The organism is Dactylococcopsis salina PCC 8305 (assembly GCF_000317615.1).
Lineage (GTDB): Bacteria > Cyanobacteriota > Cyanobacteriia > Cyanobacteriales > Rubidibacteraceae > Halothece > Halothece salina.
Map to the genome: position 1 here is coordinate 1,642,604 of NC_019780.1, position 17,692 is coordinate 1,660,295.

Consider the following 17,692-nt stretch of genomic DNA (forward strand, 5'->3'; position numbering starts at 1 on the left):
CTCTAGTCTTGTAGGGTGGGCAAGGCAAACCTAGTCTTGTAGTAGTAGTAGGGTGGGCAAGGCAAACCCTACGGTCTATTCCACAATACCTTTTTCGCAAATCCCAAACAACGAATAACAAATAACAAATAACAAATAACGATCTTCAGCGATCTATGAACTTTTTCAAGAAGCACTATTTAATTTATGGCGAATGATATTACAAATCAACTAAAAACACTCTATGAGGTGGATAATTATCTTTGGTTACAAGAAACAATTAATCTCCTAAAAAATCAGAATTGGCAAGGATTAGATATAGAAAATTTAATTGAGGAATTAGAAAGTTTGGCGAGAAGAGACTTAAACAAAGCTAGAAGTCTTTTAAGACAGATTATTATTCACTTGTTATTCTTGCAATTCTGGACAGAAGAGTATGAGAGAAATTATCGTCATTGGCAAGGAGAAGTTACTGCTTTTCAGGCTGATTTAAATGATCATTTAACGACTACTTTAAAGAATAAGTTAAATCAAGAGTTAGAATCTATTTACCAGACTGCTTTAAAAATTGTCTTACAAAAAACAGGTTTATCAGCGAATCAACTTCCTGAAAATTGCCCCTATTCTTTAGAGAAATTATTAGACATCTCAAATGATAAATGATATGAAATACAAAAAAGCCTGCTACAAACCGATTACCTGATTCCCCCCTTCCAAAGGCTACAAACCGATTACCTGATTCCCCCCTTCCAAAGGGGGGTTAGGGGGGATTATTCGTAGAAATCATGTTTAGGATTTCATATGACCCATGACCAAAAACAAACCGTTGTCATTACTGGAATCAGTTGTTTGACGGGAGGAGGAAATTTAACTCAGAGTTGGCAAAATTTACTCCAAGAAAAATCTAATATCTCGTTACAGCAACCGTTTTTTTCTTTTCCTCCTGTCCCTTTATCTTTGATTGGAGAAAAACCCTCCTCTTTGGCAACCCTCACCACAGAAATTGTTAACGATGCGATCGCAGATGCCAGCTTACTCCCTCCCTTAGCGAATTGTGGCGTTGTTGTCGGTTCAAGTCGAGGCTGTCAGGGACAGATTGAACAATGGGCGCAACAGAAAGATCAATCTGTTAACTGGTTAGATATTCTACCAAATCAAGCGGCAGTTACGGCAGCGAAAATTGTCGGTAGTCGCGGAATTGTTTTATCACCGATGGCAGCTTGTAGTACAGGAATTTGCTCGATCGCGCAAGGATATGATTTAATTCAAGGCAGACAATGTGAACAAGTCATCGCTGGCGCAGTGGAAACGCCGATTACGCCTCTAACTCTAGCTGGTTTTGAGAAAATGGGGGCTATGGCGAAAACAGGTTGTTATCCGTTTGATCAGCAACGAGAAGGATTAGTTTTAGGGGAAGGGGGGGCGATTTTCGTTTTAGAGTCTCTAAAGGCGGCAACTGCTAGAAACGCCTTTATTTATGGGGAAATCTTGGGGTATGGCTTAACTTGCGATGCCTATCATGTTAGCGCCCCTGATCCGAATTTTCGTTGCGGTCGTCTTGCGGTTAAACAGTGTTTAAAAAAGAGTCGTCTGTGTGCTGCTGATGTTAATTATATCCATGCTCATAGCACGAGTACCAAACTTAATGATGAACGAGAAGCACAGTTAATTCAATCTTTGTTTCCGTTCTCAGTGGCGGTGAGTTCTACTAAAGGCGTAACTGGACATACTTTAGGGGCTTCAAGCGCGATCGGGGTTGCTTTTGCGTTGATGTCCCTGCGAGAGCAAATTTTACCACCTTGTGTGGGATTAAAACAATCTGCATTTAATTTAAATCTGGTTAGAAAAGCAACCAGCCATCAGATCAATTATGCTTTAGTATTAAGTTTTGGTTTCGGCGGACAAAATAGCGCCATGATTGTAGGAAGACTTGATCACAAAATGTAGGTTGGGTGAAGTTTACGAAACCCAACACTCATCAGTTAGCGATTAACGAGACAACAAGGAAGACTGGGAAGCAATTCAAGAAACGCTTTATCTGAATCAAATTCCAGGAATGGTAGAATCGATCGAAATTGTATCTAAAGAAGCTGCTGATGATTGTATTACACTAGAGGATTTACAGTGGTGAAATCCATACTAATTTTGTGTCCAAAGTTTAACATCGGTTCGATCGAACATTAGTTCAAAGTCGTTACTTTTAGCAATTCGATCGTTTAAAATTTCTACAGTTGCTTGAGAACTAATTAGACCAGGATAACGTAAATTTAACAAAATATAATCAAACTGATCAAGGTTAATTTCTGCTGGTTTCTCTCCGACTAATTGAATCACCTCTCGCTGACTTAACTGCGGTGCGATTTGGTTATTTGTTAAAACATTTCCTTTAGTTTCTACAATATTAATCGCCTCTCTCGTTGCTTTCCAAGTATCAATTTCGGTTAAATACTTTGTCCAAAAAAAGCCGAATTTTGCTAACGCGATAAAAGCAATCATTCCCCACACTATCATCCAACGCGGTTGCTTAAGCCATCCTTTTCCTGCGGCTAAACTTTCTATAACTGCGAGAAATAAAAAAGGCAAAATCGGTAACGAGTATTGATGAAGTAAGTCTTTTTGTAAGGGATAATCAGTGAGTAAATTTAATAATAAAGCGGGAGAAGCTGCAACTAAAGGAGAAAGATAACGGAACGATAATCCCCAAACTACTGGTGAAAATAATAATACAAGATACTCTAAATTAGCAAGGGTAAATAAATGACTGAAAACTAAGTTTGGTTTCAAAAAAAGATTTTTAGCAATTTCTAAAATTGAATCTCCTAGATATCCATAACGACTGACTGCGCTATGTTCATATCCTCGAAAGGTAGGAATAATAATTTGGGTGCTAAGTATAAACCAAGCTGAACCGAAAGTAATGGCAATTATGCCATAAGCTCGCTTTTTTTTAAAGAGAAGTAACCAGATTCCCATTGCTGTTACCGTTAGAGAAAAGACGGCTTTACAAGCTAAGATAATTAAAATGGCAACTGTAAACCAAATCATCTTTGCTTGATAGGCGGCTAAGATAGCAAATAGAATCGCTGGTAAAGCAATGACATCAGGATGAAAGTCAAAGAGGTTGATATTAAAAATAAGCGGATATAATAAGTAAAGAATTGCTAGTGTTTTCGCTAATTTATTGTTTAATCCAGATTTTAAAGATAGGTGATAAACTGGAATTGCACCGATACTCAGCGCGATCGATTGCAGAAGAAATAACCAATGAACATCGGCATAAATTTTATAAAGTAAAGCGATGGGATAGAAAATAGGTGCTGCATGATCGCCTAAAATATGAAACCCTAAAATTGAAGAAATTGGCGTTTTCCCCTCGCTGATTAAGTAAACGGCTTGGTCAAATATCGCTAAATCCCACCCTGAAGATCGAATTAAAAAATGGCGCAGACTACTAAAAAAAAATAGCGCCAATGCGCTACCTATAATCAAAAAACTTAATCGAAAATGCTTCATTTTTTTGTTATTCGTTATTCGTTCCTCACTGGTCACTGCTTCACCAACCCCAGGTTCCAGGCGCCCCTTTAAAGGGACCAACAATATCACTGGTGATCCAACCGCCGTAAAAATCACCCTCCTGAGATTGTGTTTTTTCACCATCGACATAACAGCCATCCATTTTTGCTGGATAAAAGGCGAAATGATTGGTAATATCTGGATAGCGAGAACTAGGGTTAGGATAATCCCAAACTGCATTTATTGCTTCTTTATCTCCTACTTTTAGAGTAAAGTAACGCGCTTTTCCTTTCCATTCACAAAAGGTTTGATGGTTGGTTTGGGTTAAATACTCCTGTTTTACGTCTTCTGCGGGGATATAATACACTGGTGGATGACTGGTTTCTAACATTCTTAATGGTTTTTTCGTATCAGCAATTATCTCACCATTAAAAACAACTTGAATGTGTTTTGTAGAAGTTTCGAGACGAGGAGGACGAGGATAATCCCACACAGATTCTTGTCCAGGTTTGGGTTCGATTCTTTGACGGTTAAACATGATTGCTGTCTCTCTAATTATTTGTCCTTATTCTAAAGTTAGATTTTATACAGTGACCAGTGACCAATGTAGAGACGTTCCATGGAACGTCTCCCAGTAACCAGTGACCAGTAAATTAATAAGTGATCAAGCATTTACTGTTACTATGTTAGGTTTAATTTAGAACTAGCGGTAACTGTTGAACTGGTAACTGATTGATGTTGGGTTTCGTAAACTTCACCCAACCTACGTTTTGACTGTTGGGTTTCGTAAACTTCACCCAACCTACGTTTTGGCTGTTGGGTTTCGTAAACTTCACCCAACCTACGTTTTGACTGTTGGATTTCGTAAATTTTACCCAACCTACGTTTTGACTGTTGGGTTTCGTAAACTTCACCCAACCTACGTTTTGACTGTTTCAACCGATCTAGCAATTTAATCACCTTTAACGATTATGAGAACATTTACCGCTATTATTGAAAGAGATTTTGATACCAACCTTTATGTTGGTTATGTCCCTGGGTTTTCTGGCGCACATTCTCAGGGAGAGACTTTAGAAGAGTTACAAGAAAACCTGTGTGAAGTGATTGAGATGCTTTTAGAAGATGAATCTGTCGCGTTTGAGACAGCATTTGTCGGGACACAACAGATTGTGGTTCAGACACACTCATGAGTAATATTCCTAGCCTCAAACCACAAGAAGTGGTGAGAATTTTAGAAAATATAGGATTTGTAGAAGTACGTCAAAAAGGTTCGCACAAACAGTTTCGTCATGAAGATGGACGAAGAACAACAGTCCCATTTCACAAAGGACGCGACATTTCACCAAGACTACTGCGACAGATTGGGAATGATATCGGTTTGACAGTGGAAGAGATGTTGGAGTGGCGGTGAGAAGATACAGAAGAGTAATTTCGATCGCTTTCTCTTTACTTAACGATCGCGATCGAAGCTCATTTCTATAATTAACCAGAAAAAAAGATGTTGGGTTTCGGTAATTTTACCCAACCTACGTTTTGGCTGCAGTTAATTTCCATTCTGATAACGGACGTTCTACGACAGATTTAAAATCAATGGGAAGAATATACACTTTTGTTTCTTCTTCCTCTTCGGGATTAATTTGTCCATAAATTCCTTGTTCATCAAAGGTGGGATTCCCTAAAATAATTTTGTGTTTTGTCTGATCTTTTAATTCGATCGAGATGGAAGCAGAAGGATTTTTTAAGCCATATTGTTCTAACTGATTCGTTTGTACAGTAAAGGTTTTATTACTATCGTCTCTAATTAGTAAGTTTAACAGAAACACGATCGAGCTATCAGCTACAGGTGTTCCCTCTGGCTGTTTCATACGCCAAGAACTAGCCGCAGTTTCTAAGCGAATGAATTTTAAGGTTTCTTTTCCTTCTCGCTCGATCGTAATCTTTTGTACTTGATCTTCTTCAAAAGAAAATAAGCCTTGTTGGGAGTCGGTTACGGTTTCTTCTTGAGATTGAGGTTTAATTTCATACCAATAAACATATCCGCCTAATCCCAACGCAATTAAAACTAAAAATAGAGTTGTTTTTTTCATTTTAACGTCGTCTCAACCAGCTAATAATTGCTAAAATTAAGCCAAATAAGGGGACAATTCCAATGGCAGTTCGGCTTAAAATTGCGGCTTGTTCTGGGGTTAAATTAATGCGTCGATTGGTTTCTTCTTTTGGACGCAACGCGAGGGAAGTTTCTTCTACATTAGCTAACCAGTCGATCGAGTTTAAAAACATATCACCATTGAGTTGTTGAATAAATAAACCGTTCCTTGCAAAATCAGAGTCACCAAAAATAACGACTCTAGAATCAACATTAGGTTGGGGAGAAGTTTCTGGTTTGGTTTCGTTTTCTTCTCCACTCTTTTCTTCTGGAGTTGTCTCTTCAGAAGTCGAATCCGTTTCGTTAGGATTATTTTTCTGTGTACTTTTTGTAGAAATTTCCACTTGATTTAAAGCAAAACCTAAAACTAAAGGTCCGGCTCGATCGCGTTCTGGGTTATACTGAACTTGTTCTGTTGTGGTGTCACTTTCTGCCCAACTTGCTTCGTTCGTATAGGCTAAAGGTGTGGCTTCTACTCCCTCTTTTTCCACCACATCTACAGGACGAGCGAGAGGATAAACAGTAATTCCATTACTAAAAGGATTAGTAATTGGATGATCGCCATAACGAGTGACTAATGCTGTTGCAATGTTAAATCCTAAGACTTGTCCTTGTCCAGACGCATCGACAATTACTCGATTATCTAAATTAATTCCCCAAGTGTCTAAAACCGATTCTAAACCAGGATTACTTTCGGGATCAAGAAGTAATAAAAGACTCCCTCCTTCTGCTAAATAATTTTCAATTGCTTCTATTTCTCCAGGGAATAATTCTTGTTGAGGAGAAGCAATAACCAACACAGTATCGGCGAGTCTCGGAAGACTATTTTCCTCGGCAAAATTAAACGGTTGGACTTGATAACCTTGCTGTTGTAAACTGGCTACTGCTTGGGAAAAACCTCCCTGTGTTTCTTCTAAAGAGGGTTCACCATGTCCTTGTAAAAAATACACAAAAGAAACGCGATCGCGCTGTATATTTTTAATCGCACTGGTTAATCTTACCTCTGAAATCGGTTCAACTTCATTCGCTTGTTGAACAAATTGATTTTTAGTCCCATATTCTAAATAAACTTCTCCATAAGATTCTACGCCAAATTCTTGCACTTTTCCGATATTTGTTTGTGGATCAACAAACTTAAACTTAAAATTTTCACTATACTTCTGATAGTTTTTTAAGAGTCTTTCGTTTTCGGAAGAGGGAGGAGATTGAAATACCCAAACCGTTAACGGTTTCTCTAAATTTTCTACTAATTGTTTTGATTGTGGGGCTAAGGTATAAAGATTATTTTCGGTTAAATCAATGGTTTTTCCATAACGAACACCGAGAAAGTTTAATAAACCAATAATAGTAATTAGCGCGATCGTTGCGACTAAAGCATTTATCCCCATTCCTGTAGAACGTTGTTGCCAAAATCCTCTGGTAGCAAACAACAATCCGCCGATAAAAATAACACCTCCTCCGACAATAATTCCGAGAGGAATTGGTATCCATTCATTAGCGACATAACCCGCGACAATACCAACAATTACAATCGCAAAACCAAACAGAGACAAATATTTACCCATAAACAGAATAATAATATGAAATCCTAAATATGATTGCTAGGAATAATCCCCCCTAACCTCCTCACTTCGTTCCGGCTTTGAAAGGGGGGGATCGTAGAGTAGCGCCAAGTCTCCAAAATGGTACAACATAATTCCCCCAAACTTGGGGGTAAGGGGGCTAACAGAATTCCCCCAAACTTGGGGGTAAGGGGGCTAACAGAATTTCCCCCAAACTTGGGGGTAAGGGGGCTAACAGAATTTCCCCAAACTTGGGGGTAGGGGGGCTAACAGAATTCCCCCAAACTTGGGGGTAAGGGGGCTAACAGAATTTCCCCCAAACTTGGGGGTAAGGGGGCTAACAGAATTTCCCCAAACTTGGGGGTAAGGGGGCTAACAGAATTTCCCCAAACTTGGGGGTAAGGGGGCTAACAGAATTTCCCCAAACTTGGGGGTAAGGGGGCTAACAGAATTTCCCCCAAACTTGGGGGTAAGGGGGCTAACAGAATTTCCCCCTAACTTGGGGGTAAGGGGGCTAACAGAATTTCCCCAAACTTGGGGGTAAGGGGGCTAACAGAATTTCCCCCAAACTTGGGGGTAAGGGGGCTAACATAATTTCCCCAAACTTGGGGGTAAGGGGGCTAACAGAATTCCCCCAAACTTGGGGGTAAGGGGGCTAACAGAATTCCCCCAAACTTGGGGGTAAGGGGGCTAACAGAATTCCCCCAAACTTGGGGGTAAGGGGGCTAACAGAATTTCCCCCAAACTTGGGGGTAAGGGGGCTAACAGAATTTCCCCCAAACTTGGGGGTAAGGGGGCTAACAGAATTTCCCCCAACTTGGGAGTGAAAGAACGAAAAAAAATTTATAACTGATGTACGCTTGCTATAGGGTAAATTATTAGTGACCAATTATCAATTTTTCTTAATTTTATGTCTCAGATGTCTCGTCCAGTGCTTTATGTGGCAATTACCAGCCATGGTTTTGGTCATGCGGTGCGTGCTGCGTCGGTTGCGGCGGCGGTTCAAGAGTTACTTCCCGATTTATTACCGATTCTGGTGACGAAAGTTCCCCGTTGGTTATTACAATCTTATCTGTCGGGAGAGTTTATACAACGCGATCGCGCTCTCGATGTGGGAGTGATACAAAGCGACAGTCTGCAAATGGATTTGGACGCGACACGGTTGGAATTAGAGAAAATTCGGGCAAATGAAGACAAAATCATTGCAGAAGAAGCGGAATTTATCAAAAATCAGGGAGTGGGTTTAATTATTGCCGATATTCCAGCACTGGCGGGAAAAATTGCCCAGAAAGCAGGTGTTCCCTGTTGGTCAATTAGTAATTTTGGGTGGGATTTTATTTATCGTCATTGGGGAGAGGAGTTTCAAACTTTAGCACAATGGATTACAGAAGGTTATCGTAGCAGCGATCGAACGTTTCGGCTACCGATGCACGAACCGATGAATGAGTTTCCCAACTGTGTTGATGTGGGATTAACAGGCGGTGTTCCCAAATGGACAGCCGAGGAAATTAGAGAACAATTTAACCTGAAAACCGCAAAAGAACAAACGATCCTTCTTTCTTTTGGCGGGTTAGGATTACACAAAATCCCTTATCAAAATTTACAATATTTCCCAGACTGGCAATTTATCAGCTTCGATCGAAAAGCGCCCGATGTTCCTAACTTGCTGAAAGTCACTGATCACAACTATCGTCCCTTGGATTTTATGTCAGTCTGTGGACGAGTGGTTTCTAAGCCTGGGTATAGCACCTTTTCGGAAGCGTTGCGTGTGGGAGTGCCAATTGTGTCTCTCCGTCGGGAAAGGTTCGCTGAATCGGCGCTGTTACTAGAGGGAATCGAAAATTATAGTCCTCATCAAATTCTCTCTCAGTCTTCATTTTTTGAGGGAAATTGGGACTTTTTAAGGCAGTTACCTGATCCCCCTCGTAGCAGTGAGAAACCCGAAAAAGATGGAACAGAAAAAATCGCCAGTACCATTGTTGATCATTTTTCTCGTCTCAAATCCTAGCAATTACAATGTCAAACTCGACAACAGTTTCTGAACAACTCCCCAACATTGTGAATCTGGTAGAGACTTATAATGTAAATAAACAGAGATTAGATGATAAATCTAAATCCTTAACTTATGTGGCTTATTCCACTTTTGCTATTGTGGTTTTAATTATTTTCCACATTTTCTCTATCTATTATCGATGAAACTGAAGACACAAGCGAAGAAAATTAGAATAAATTAAATTATTAATTATTAAATATGAGTCATTATCAAACGACGCTGACGGTAAAAACAACAGGAAAATGTTTACATAAAATCACCTCGAAAGTCGAATCAATTGTCGCTCAATCTGGCGTAGAAAGAGGACTCTGTACAGTTTTTATTCGGCATACTTCTGCGAGTTTAATTATCCAAGAAAATGCCGATCCTGATGTGTTAACCGACTTGTCTAATTTCTTTAAAAAATTAGTCCCAGAAGATACCAGCCTCTATGTCCATAATGCCGAAGGAGCGGATGATATGCCAGCACATATTCGATCGGTGTTGACGAAAACTTCGGAACAAATTCCCATCGATCGAGGACAATTAATGTTAGGAACATGGCAAGGAATTTATGTGTGGGAACACCGCGATCGACCTCAAAACAGAGAAATTGTCGTTCATATTAGTTAAAACGTAGGTTGGGTGGAGGTGACGAAACCCAACAGCCAGCAATTGGTCTCTAAAATCCCCCCTAACCCCCCTTTGAAAGGGGGGAAAGTTAAAACGTAGGTTGGGTGGAGGTAACGAAACCCAACATTAATCAGTGATCAGTGACCAGTGATCAGTAATCAGTGACCAGTGACCAATAACCAATAACCAACTTATTCCTAACGATTAAACTAGAGAGAGAAGGGGTTTTATTCTTGCCTTTCCCGAAAGTAATTCCCCAACCTCAACTGAATATAGCCACACCGACGCTCAAATCTAATGAACAATCGACCTAGTTCTCAATCTCACCCCGTATCTCGTTACTTACTTCCCCTCGCTACAGGTTGGATGGTTTTACAAAGCGTTTTTCTCCCTACTCCATCCCTCGCTCAAACTCAAAATGAGTCCGATAAGCTCAGTTACAGTAAGTTTCTGCAAAAAATCGAACAGGGAGAAGTGCAAAAAGTTGAACTTGATCCTCGTACTGACATCGCAACAGTAACGGTAATTAATGAACAGGGAGAAACGGTGACGCGAGACGTTCAATTATTAGATCAAGATAATGAACTCATTGTTCGACTACGCCAAAATGAGATTCCTTTAGATGTCCAAAGTTCTGAAAATAGCGCGGAAACAGTGGGAATTATCGCGAATGGAGTCTTAATTTTACTCCTGGTGGGAGGACTCGCGATTATTATTCGTCGTTCCGCGAAAGCCTCTGGACAAGCGATGAGTTTCGGAAAATCTCGCGCTCGTTATCAAGTAGAAACCGACACTGGTGTAAAATTTGATGATGTCGCTGGCATTGATGAAGCAAAAGAAGAGTTACAGGAAGTGGTCACTTTCTTAAAGGAAACAGAACGCTTTACCTCTGTTGGTGCGAAAATTCCGAAAGGGGTATTACTAATCGGTTCTCCTGGAACAGGAAAAACTCTCTTGGCGAAAGCGGTTTCTGGAGAGGCTGGCGTTCCCTTTTATAGCATTTCTGGCTCAGAATTTGTGGAAATGTTTGTCGGTGTCGGTGCGTCACGGGTGCGAGATTTGTTTAAGAAGGCGAAAGAAAACGCTCCCTGTCTCATCTTTATTGACGAAATTGATGCAGTAGGGCGTAAACGCGGCGCTGGTGTTGGTGGAGGGAATGATGAACGGGAACAAACCCTCAATCAGTTGTTAACGGAAATGGATGGGTTTGAAGGGAATACAGGGGTGATTGTGATTGCGGCGACGAATCGCCCTGATGTGCTTGATCCTGCTTTGATGCGCCCTGGACGCTTCGATCGACAAGTATCCGTAGATTTACCGAGTTACAATGGGCGTTTAGGTATTTTACGGGTTCATGCTCGCAATAAAAAACTCGCCCCAGAAGTGTCGATCGAATCTATTGCGCGGAAAACTCCCGGTTTATCGGGGGCTGATTTAGCAAACCTTCTCAATGAAGCCGCCATTCTAACCGCACGTCGCTTTAAGCCGATGATTACTGATCTCGAAATTGATGATGCGCTCGATCGAATTACCATCGGTTTAAGTTTGAATCCCCTTCTAGATAGTAAGAAAAAGCGTCTCATTGCTTACCATGAAGTGGGACACGCCCTGTTAATGACCTTGCTGGAACATTCTGATCCCCTAAATAAGGTGACGATTATTCCTCGCTCTGGTGGGGTGGGCGGTTTTGCCCAACAAAGTTTTAATGAGGATATGGTGGATAGCGGTTTATATACTCGCGCCTGGATTATCGATCGAATTACGATTACATTAGGAGGACGAGCCGCAGAAAAAGAGATATTTGGTGATGCGGAAGTTACTGCTGGTGCCAGTAATGATTTAAAAGTCGTGTCTAATTTGGCGCGAGAAATGGTGACTCGTTATGGAATGTCGGATTTGGGTCCGTTTGCGCTAGAAAGCCAAAATGATGAGGTGTTTTTAGGTCGTGGTGATGCGAATCATCATAATCAGTATTCTCAGGAAGTTGCCACCAAAATTGATGACCAAGTACGCGCGATCGCCCTACGGTGTTACGAAAAAGCACGGCGGATTATTCGGGAAAATCGAGCTTTAATGGATCATTTAGTCGATATTATTCTCTATGAAGAAACCATTGAAGGAGAAGAGTTTCGGAAAATCGTTTCTCAATATACCGAACTGCCGAAAAAACAGTTAGTTCCGTCTGGGAATCAGTAATTTACGGTTAATCCCACTGCTTCTGAGAGGTGGGATAATCCCTGTTCCTCCAGTTTTTCCGTTAATCCAGTTAAGACGTTTCGCGCCATCATCGGTCCCTCATAAATCCATCCTGTGTAAACTTGTAGCAAGGTTGCGCCGGCGGTGATTTTTTCCCAAGCATCGGCGGCGGTGAAAATGCCACCAACGCCAATAATCGGCAGTTTTCCTTCGGTTTGCTGATAGATAAAGCGAATGATAGCTGTCGCTCGATCGCGCAACGGTTTCCCACTAATTCCTCCTGCTTCCTCTGTGATGGGATAACCATTGATAGTTCGGGTTTTGAGGCTTTGTTTCTCGATCGTGGTGTTTGTGGCAATGATCCCCGCTAATTGATATTGATTAGCAATTACTAGCACCTGCTCGATCGCCTCCCAAGTTAAATCGGGTGCAATTTTTACTAAAATCGGTTTCCGTTGCGGATTATTGCTTTGTATCGCCTCTAAAATTAAACTCAATTGTGCGCTATCCTGTAACGATCGCAGCCCTGGGGTATTGGGGGAACTAACATTAATCACAAAATAATCTCCCCATTCCCGTAACCGTAAAAAACTGGTCAAATAATCGTTTGCTGCGTCTTCTAGAGGAGTAATTTTTGATTTTCCTAAATTCACCCCCCAAGGTGTTTTTCGTGGCTTCTGTGACTGTTTTTGCAAGGATTGCGCTAAGGTTTCGCTACCCTGATTATTAAACCCCATCCGATTCAAAGCCGCCTCATCTGCTAACAGACGAAACAAGCGCGGGGGAGGGTTTCCAAGTTGAGGGTGTTCTGTAACTGTTCCTAACTCAGCATAACCGAAACCGAATTGATCCCAAATACTCGCCGCAACACCATTTTTATCAAAACCAGCAGCTAATCCCAACGGGTTAGGAAATGTTATTCCCCACAAGGTTTGAGTGAGGCGTTTTTCTTCATAGCAACATTGCTGAGAAACGGTGTCTAAAATGGATTTTGCTAGTAATTGATCTTGATGTTCTTCTAACCATTCCAGAAAGTTAAGACTTTTATCATGTAACCATTCTGGATCAGCTTTTAATCCCGAAAATAAAAGGGGACGGATGACGTTTTTATACATATAGTAGTTCTAATTATTATGTAAAAATTTAATGAACCATTCCCCCCTTTCAAAGGGGGGTTAGGGGGGATTAACTTTCAAAGGGGGGTTAGGGGGGATTAATTTACAATTCATTTGGGATTGCTATGGAATATCATGCGATTGAATCAGATAAAATAGCACAGTTTATTCTTGATTAGCAAAGACTCTTAAACCAGCGATTAATCCTTCACAAACTCCCGTTAAAAAGTCTAAATCTAAAGTCTCGATCGAGTCGCTAGGCTGATGATAATTGGGATTCCGTAAAAAAGAAGTATCTGTCACCATCATTGCTTTATAACCTTGATCCCAAAACGGAGAATGATCACTTAACCGCGTTTCTGGAAGTAGATTTCCAGAAAGCGGAACCGATAACCACTCGCTTGGCGTTCCACTCTTTCGCATTTCTCCTGCAAAAAAACGCGCCTCTTTTGTCGTTCCTAAATTACCAACAAAAGCAATAAAATTACCCGTATTGGGATAAAAGTTTTCAATAAGGGGAGGATAAACTTGGGAGTTCGGTTCTTGAGAACAATATCCTAACATTTCCAAAGAAAACATCAGAGAAACTTTTTCCCTTTTTTCCTTCAATTCTTCCGCATAGATTTCGCTTCCGATCATGCCATATTCTTCTAAATCAAAGGCAATAAATCTTAGGGGAATCGGGAGAGGATTATCAACAAATTCTCGGATTAATTCTAATAAAACTGCCACTCCTGTTGCATTATCATCCGCTCCTGCCGTTCCTGGCACACCGTCGTAATGTGCGGCTAATATAATCGGTGGGTGATCCGTTGCTCGATCGGCGCTGAGATTGAAAATATAATTTTTGTGAGTTTCCCCATTAAAGGAAAATTCGTGAGTTTCTAGCTTTCCCCATTGTTGGAATTGTTCACAGAGGTATTGTTGCACATAAAAGTGTCCCCCGCTACTGAAATAAGGATGGCGATCGCGCACGATTTGCTCTAAATGCCCTTTTAGTCGTGCTTTTAGGTTCATTGATATCAAATATAAATTTAGTTTAAATATAATTATAACTAATCCTAATTTAAGAGCATTCTTAAGAGGGAGTTTCTGGGCTTCAAAATGTTGTAAGCCTGACCATGCAACTTATTGAGAACTTGTTGCTATAGTCTAAAACCGCACTCGATCGGTAAGTCAGGGATATAAGTTTTACTTATTTAAGAAAAGATTAATTCTCACTTTTCTAATGCTCCCTGTACAACGACACATTATCTCTTAGTATCAGTAATGAGGCGCTATGAAATTAAAGCCAAAATTTTTGCTGTTATAAAGGAGAAACTAAAAAATGGCAAGTTACAAAGTTACTTTAGTTAACGAAGAAATGGGACTCAACCAAACGATCGAAGTTCCCGATGATGAGTATATTCTCGACGTTGCAGAAGAAGAAGGTCTTGATCTCCCCTATTCCTGCCGTGCGGGTGCTTGTTCCACTTGTGCAGGTAAAATGAAAGAAGGAGAAGTGGATCAGTCTGACCAGTCTTTCTTAGATGATGATCAAATTGAAGCGGGTTATGTTCTCACCTGTGTTGCTTACCCTGCTTCCGATTGCACGATTATTACTCACCAAGAAGAAGAACTCTACTAATCCTAAAATTTTCTGATGTTGGGTGATCACCCTTTCTCATCCCTGTAGGTTGGGTGGAGAAGACGAAACCCAACGTCGATCGGATCGATTCCTAAAATTTTCTGATGTTGGGTGATCATCCTTTCTCATCCCTGTAGGTTGGGTGGAGAAGACGAAACCCAACGTCGATCGAATCGATTCCTAAAATTTTCTGATGTTGGGTTGTCACCCAACCTACTTTCTACTGATGTTGGGTTGTCACCCAACCTACTTTCTGTGGTTTACGTTTCAAAGATATCCAGTTGATCGATCAGGCTTTCGTTGTCTTTCATTTCTTTAATAATTCCTTTCCGTAATCCTAAAGCAATTTTACTGTGTTTTTCAATTTGTCCCATCACTTGTTGGGCGCGAGAAATAACACTGGGAGGGAGTCCCGCTAAACGTCCCGCTTCAATCCCATAAGATCGATCGGCGCCTCCTGGTTGCACTTGATGTAAAAAGATGATTTCCTGTTCCATTTCTTTTACTGTGACTTGATAGTTGGCAACATTGGGCAGAATGGAAGCGAGTTCGTTTAATTCGTGATAATGGGTGGCGAAAATGGTGCGTGCTTTGATTTCTGTGGCAAGATATTCAGCAACCGCCCAGGCGATCGAAAGCCCATCAAAGGTAGCTGTTCCCCGTCCAATTTCATCCAGCAGAATTAAGGAATGAGATGTGGCATGATTAAGGATATTTGCCGTTTCATTCATTTCTACCATAAATGTCGATTGTCCTGTAGCCAGGTCATCTACAGCCCCAACGCGAGTAAACACTCGATCGCTGATCCCTAATTTTGCTGCTTGTGCTGGAACAAAACTGCCAATTTGTGCCATCAACTGAATTAACCCCACCTGTCGTAAATAGCAACTTTTACCACTGGCATTGGGTCCCGTGAGAATGATTAAATCAGGGGTGTCGCGTTCTTCCTCATATCCCATGTTGGTGGAATTCGGGACAAAAAAGCCAGTGGGAAGGGTTTGTTCCACAACGGGATGTCTCCCCTCTTTTATACTTAAACAACGCCCTTCCACCATTTCGGGACGACAATAATCGTTATAAACCGCTAATTCCGCTAATCCTGCCAAAGCATCGATCGCGGCGACGGCGCGGGAAATATCACGGATTTGTTGTGCTTTTTCTCCCACTTCGGCACGTAAATCCGCAAAAATCTCGTATTCAAGCCGATTTAAATCATCTTTTGCCGTTAAAATCCGAGTCTCTCGTTCTTTCAACTCCGAGGTGATGTAACGTTCCTCATTGGTCAAGGTTTGCTTTCTGGTATAGTTTTCTGGGGCGAGATCAGCCTTACTGCGAGGAATACTGAGATAGTAACCAAAGGTTTTGTTGTAACCCACCTTCAGTTTACTAATCCCTGTTCGTTCTCGTTCACTGGTTTCTAAATGCGCTAACCACTGTTTATCCTTCTCAAAGGTTTCTCGCATTTGATCCAATTGTTCATCCATTCCCGATCGAATTAATCCCCCTTCCCCTAAATGTTGAGGCGGTGACTCGACAATTGCATCCAGAATTTTTTTCCCTAATGCTTCTAAATCTGAGGGAACAGACTGTAACGCCCGCAGAAAGGGAGAATTTCCTTTTTGCGCTAAGGTCGCGAGTTCCTGAAGACGCACTAAAGAAATTGCTAATCCTTTTAAGTCTCTCGCATTGGCTGTTCCCGCGCCAGCACGCCCACTGAGTCGTTCTAGATCGTAAATTTGTCGTAGTAGCTGCCGTAACTCATCGCGGAGGTTGGTTTCTTGAATTAGTTCAGCAATGGTATCTTGACGCGCAGTAATGCCTTTAATCTCTAATAAAGGTTGTAGTAACCAGCGACGAAGCGCACGTCCCCCCATTGCGGTACAGGTGCGATCTAGCGCCCAAAGTAAAGAACCGTGATAAGTGCCATCGCGAACAGTTTGGATAATTTCTAAGTTACGGCGGGTTTGGGGATCGAGAATCAGATAATCATTGAGGGTGTAAGTTCTGAGGGTTTGTAGGGGAACTTGATGCGCTTTTTGGGTTTCTTCAATATAAAACAGGAGTCCACCAGCAGCGCGAACACCGAGGGGGAGATTACTACAGCCCATTCCTTCTAGAGAACGCACTCGGAAGTATTCTAAGAGTTGGTTACGCGCTTCTCCAGCGCTAAATTGGGTTTGGGAACGGAGGGTGTAACAGAAGTTTTCGGGAAGAAAGTCGGGAATGCTATCGGATTTTTCCCCAGGGCGCAACATACTTCCTAAGTCGGGGGCGTTAGTGGGAAGGAGAATTTCGGCAGGATGTAGCCGTAGTAATTCCAGGGCAAGACTTTCGAGGTTTTGGGATTGGGTGGTGTAAAATTCTCCTGTAGAGATGTCGGTGTAGGCGAGTCCCCAATGATTACCAGCTATGACGATCGAGGTGAGGAAATTATTACGTCTGGCGTGTAACATTCCTTCTTCGGTGAGTGTGCCTGGAGTCAGCAGTTTAGTGATTTTCCGTTCCACCATCCGTTTTTGGGCGGCGGCGACGGAAGCATCTTCCACTTGATCACAAACGGCAATGGCAAACCCTTTTTCTACTAACAGCGCTGTGTATCGATCGAGTGCGTGATGGGGAACTCCCGTCATGGGAACGCGACCGATTTCTTTCCCACTTTCTTTACTGGTTAAAACCAGTTCTAATTCTTGGGCGACAGTTACAGCATCCTGAAAGAAACACTCAAAAAAGTCTCCCACTCGATACAACAATAAGGCATTCGGATATTGTTCCTTAACCTCGATGTAATGCTGCATCATGGGGGTTAGTTGAGCGCGATCGATCTGGGTATAATCGGCATTTTTCATGTAAAACGACAACTGTTCATTCATAATTATCAAATTACTCTCT

Annotated in this window: 17 protein-coding genes; 9 read left to right on the forward strand and 8 right to left on the reverse strand. The window is 41.4% G+C overall.

What is annotated here, in order from left to right:
* Positions 1 to 186: 186 nt before the first annotated feature.
* Positions 187 to 642 (forward strand): DUF29 domain-containing protein, encoded by a 456-nt coding sequence (locus tag DACSA_RS08185; RefSeq protein WP_015229301.1) that lies wholly within the window; start codon positions 187 to 189, stop codon positions 640 to 642.
* Positions 643 to 780: 138 nt separating this feature from the next.
* Positions 781 to 1,926 carry a beta-ketoacyl-ACP synthase gene (locus DACSA_RS08190; protein WP_015229302.1) on the forward strand — a complete coding sequence of 382 codons (1,146 nt, stop codon included), beginning with the start codon at positions 781 to 783 and terminating at the stop codon, positions 1,924 to 1,926.
* A 192-nt stretch (positions 1,927 to 2,118) separates the two neighbouring features.
* On the opposite strand, the gene DACSA_RS08195 is transcribed toward DACSA_RS08190, so the two are convergent.
* The 3 genes from DACSA_RS08195 to DACSA_RS21455 all read right to left on the reverse strand — a co-directional run bounded on the left by DACSA_RS08195 (position 2,119) and on the right by DACSA_RS21455 (position 4,406).
* On the reverse strand, positions 2,119 to 3,492 hold the full coding sequence (locus DACSA_RS08195; protein ID WP_015229303.1) for a DUF2079 domain-containing protein: 1,374 nt from the start codon (positions 3,490 to 3,492) through the stop codon (positions 2,119 to 2,121).
* A gap of 40 nt (positions 3,493 to 3,532) precedes the next feature.
* Entirely contained in the window at positions 3,533 to 4,030 is a 498-nt protein-coding gene (locus tag DACSA_RS08200) for a DUF427 domain-containing protein (protein ID WP_015229304.1), read from the reverse strand.
* A 154-nt stretch (positions 4,031 to 4,184) separates the two neighbouring features.
* Positions 4,185 to 4,406: a hypothetical protein gene (locus tag DACSA_RS21455; protein ID WP_041235390.1), complete on the reverse strand. Its 222-nt coding sequence runs from the start codon at positions 4,404 to 4,406 to the stop codon at positions 4,185 to 4,187.
* 57 nt (positions 4,407 to 4,463) lie between these two features.
* On the opposite strand from DACSA_RS21455, the gene DACSA_RS08210 reads away from it, so the two are divergent.
* On the forward strand, positions 4,464 to 4,682 hold the full coding sequence (locus DACSA_RS08210; RefSeq protein ID WP_015229306.1) for a type II toxin-antitoxin system HicB family antitoxin: 219 nt from the start codon (positions 4,464 to 4,466) through the stop codon (positions 4,680 to 4,682).
* Positions 4,679 to 4,903: a type II toxin-antitoxin system HicA family toxin gene (locus DACSA_RS08215; protein WP_015229307.1), complete on the forward strand. Its 225-nt coding sequence runs from the start codon at positions 4,679 to 4,681 to the stop codon at positions 4,901 to 4,903. Before DACSA_RS08210 ends, DACSA_RS08215 begins: the two co-directional genes overlap by 4 nt.
* A gap of 115 nt (positions 4,904 to 5,018) precedes the next feature.
* Here DACSA_RS08215 and DACSA_RS08220 read toward each other — a convergent pair whose 3' ends face one another.
* On the reverse strand, positions 5,019 to 5,579 hold the full coding sequence (locus DACSA_RS08220) for a DUF4340 domain-containing protein (protein WP_015229308.1): 561 nt from the start codon (positions 5,577 to 5,579) through the stop codon (positions 5,019 to 5,021).
* Position 5,580: 1 nt separating this feature from the next.
* A complete protein-coding gene (locus DACSA_RS08225; RefSeq protein WP_015229309.1) occupies positions 5,581 to 7,203 on the reverse strand; it encodes a GldG family protein in 1,623 nt (540 codons plus the stop codon).
* Between the two features lie 916 nt (positions 7,204 to 8,119).
* Between DACSA_RS08225 and DACSA_RS08230 the strand changes: the two genes are divergently transcribed.
* The 4 genes from DACSA_RS08230 (at position 8,120) to ftsH (ending at position 12,061) form a co-directional block, all read left to right on the forward strand.
* Positions 8,120 to 9,208 (forward strand): glycosyl transferase, encoded by a 1,089-nt coding sequence (locus DACSA_RS08230; protein WP_041235391.1) that lies wholly within the window; start codon positions 8,120 to 8,122, stop codon positions 9,206 to 9,208.
* A gap of 8 nt (positions 9,209 to 9,216) precedes the next feature.
* On the forward strand, positions 9,217 to 9,396 hold the full coding sequence (locus DACSA_RS08235) for a hypothetical protein (RefSeq protein ID WP_041235392.1): 180 nt from the start codon (positions 9,217 to 9,219) through the stop codon (positions 9,394 to 9,396).
* Between the two features lie 55 nt (positions 9,397 to 9,451).
* Positions 9,452 to 9,865 (forward strand): secondary thiamine-phosphate synthase enzyme YjbQ, encoded by a 414-nt coding sequence (locus DACSA_RS08240; RefSeq protein ID WP_015229311.1) that lies wholly within the window; start codon positions 9,452 to 9,454, stop codon positions 9,863 to 9,865.
* A gap of 297 nt (positions 9,866 to 10,162) precedes the next feature.
* Complete coding sequence (ftsH, locus tag DACSA_RS08245) at positions 10,163 to 12,061, forward strand: ATP-dependent zinc metalloprotease FtsH (RefSeq protein WP_015229312.1); 1,899 nt, start codon at positions 10,163 to 10,165, stop codon at positions 12,059 to 12,061.
* Here the strand turns inward: ftsH and DACSA_RS08250 are convergent.
* A complete protein-coding gene (locus DACSA_RS08250; RefSeq protein ID WP_015229313.1) occupies positions 12,055 to 13,176 on the reverse strand; it encodes a quinone-dependent dihydroorotate dehydrogenase in 1,122 nt (373 codons plus the stop codon). The two genes, ftsH and DACSA_RS08250, sit on opposite strands and share 7 nt — an antisense overlap.
* 165 nt (positions 13,177 to 13,341) lie before the next feature.
* Complete coding sequence (locus DACSA_RS08255) at positions 13,342 to 14,193, reverse strand: M20/M25/M40 family metallo-hydrolase (protein WP_015229314.1); 852 nt, start codon at positions 14,191 to 14,193, stop codon at positions 13,342 to 13,344.
* Between the two features lie 310 nt (positions 14,194 to 14,503).
* Between DACSA_RS08255 and DACSA_RS08260 the strand changes: the two genes are divergently transcribed.
* Positions 14,504 to 14,803, forward strand: a complete 300-nt coding sequence (locus DACSA_RS08260) for a ferredoxin (RefSeq protein ID WP_015229315.1) — start codon at positions 14,504 to 14,506, stop codon at positions 14,801 to 14,803.
* 260 nt (positions 14,804 to 15,063) lie between these two features.
* Here DACSA_RS08260 and mutS read toward each other — a convergent pair whose 3' ends face one another.
* Positions 15,064 to 17,673 (reverse strand): DNA mismatch repair protein MutS, encoded by a 2,610-nt coding sequence (mutS, locus tag DACSA_RS08265; protein WP_015229316.1) that lies wholly within the window; start codon positions 17,671 to 17,673, stop codon positions 15,064 to 15,066.
* Positions 17,674 to 17,692 lie beyond the last annotated feature (19 nt).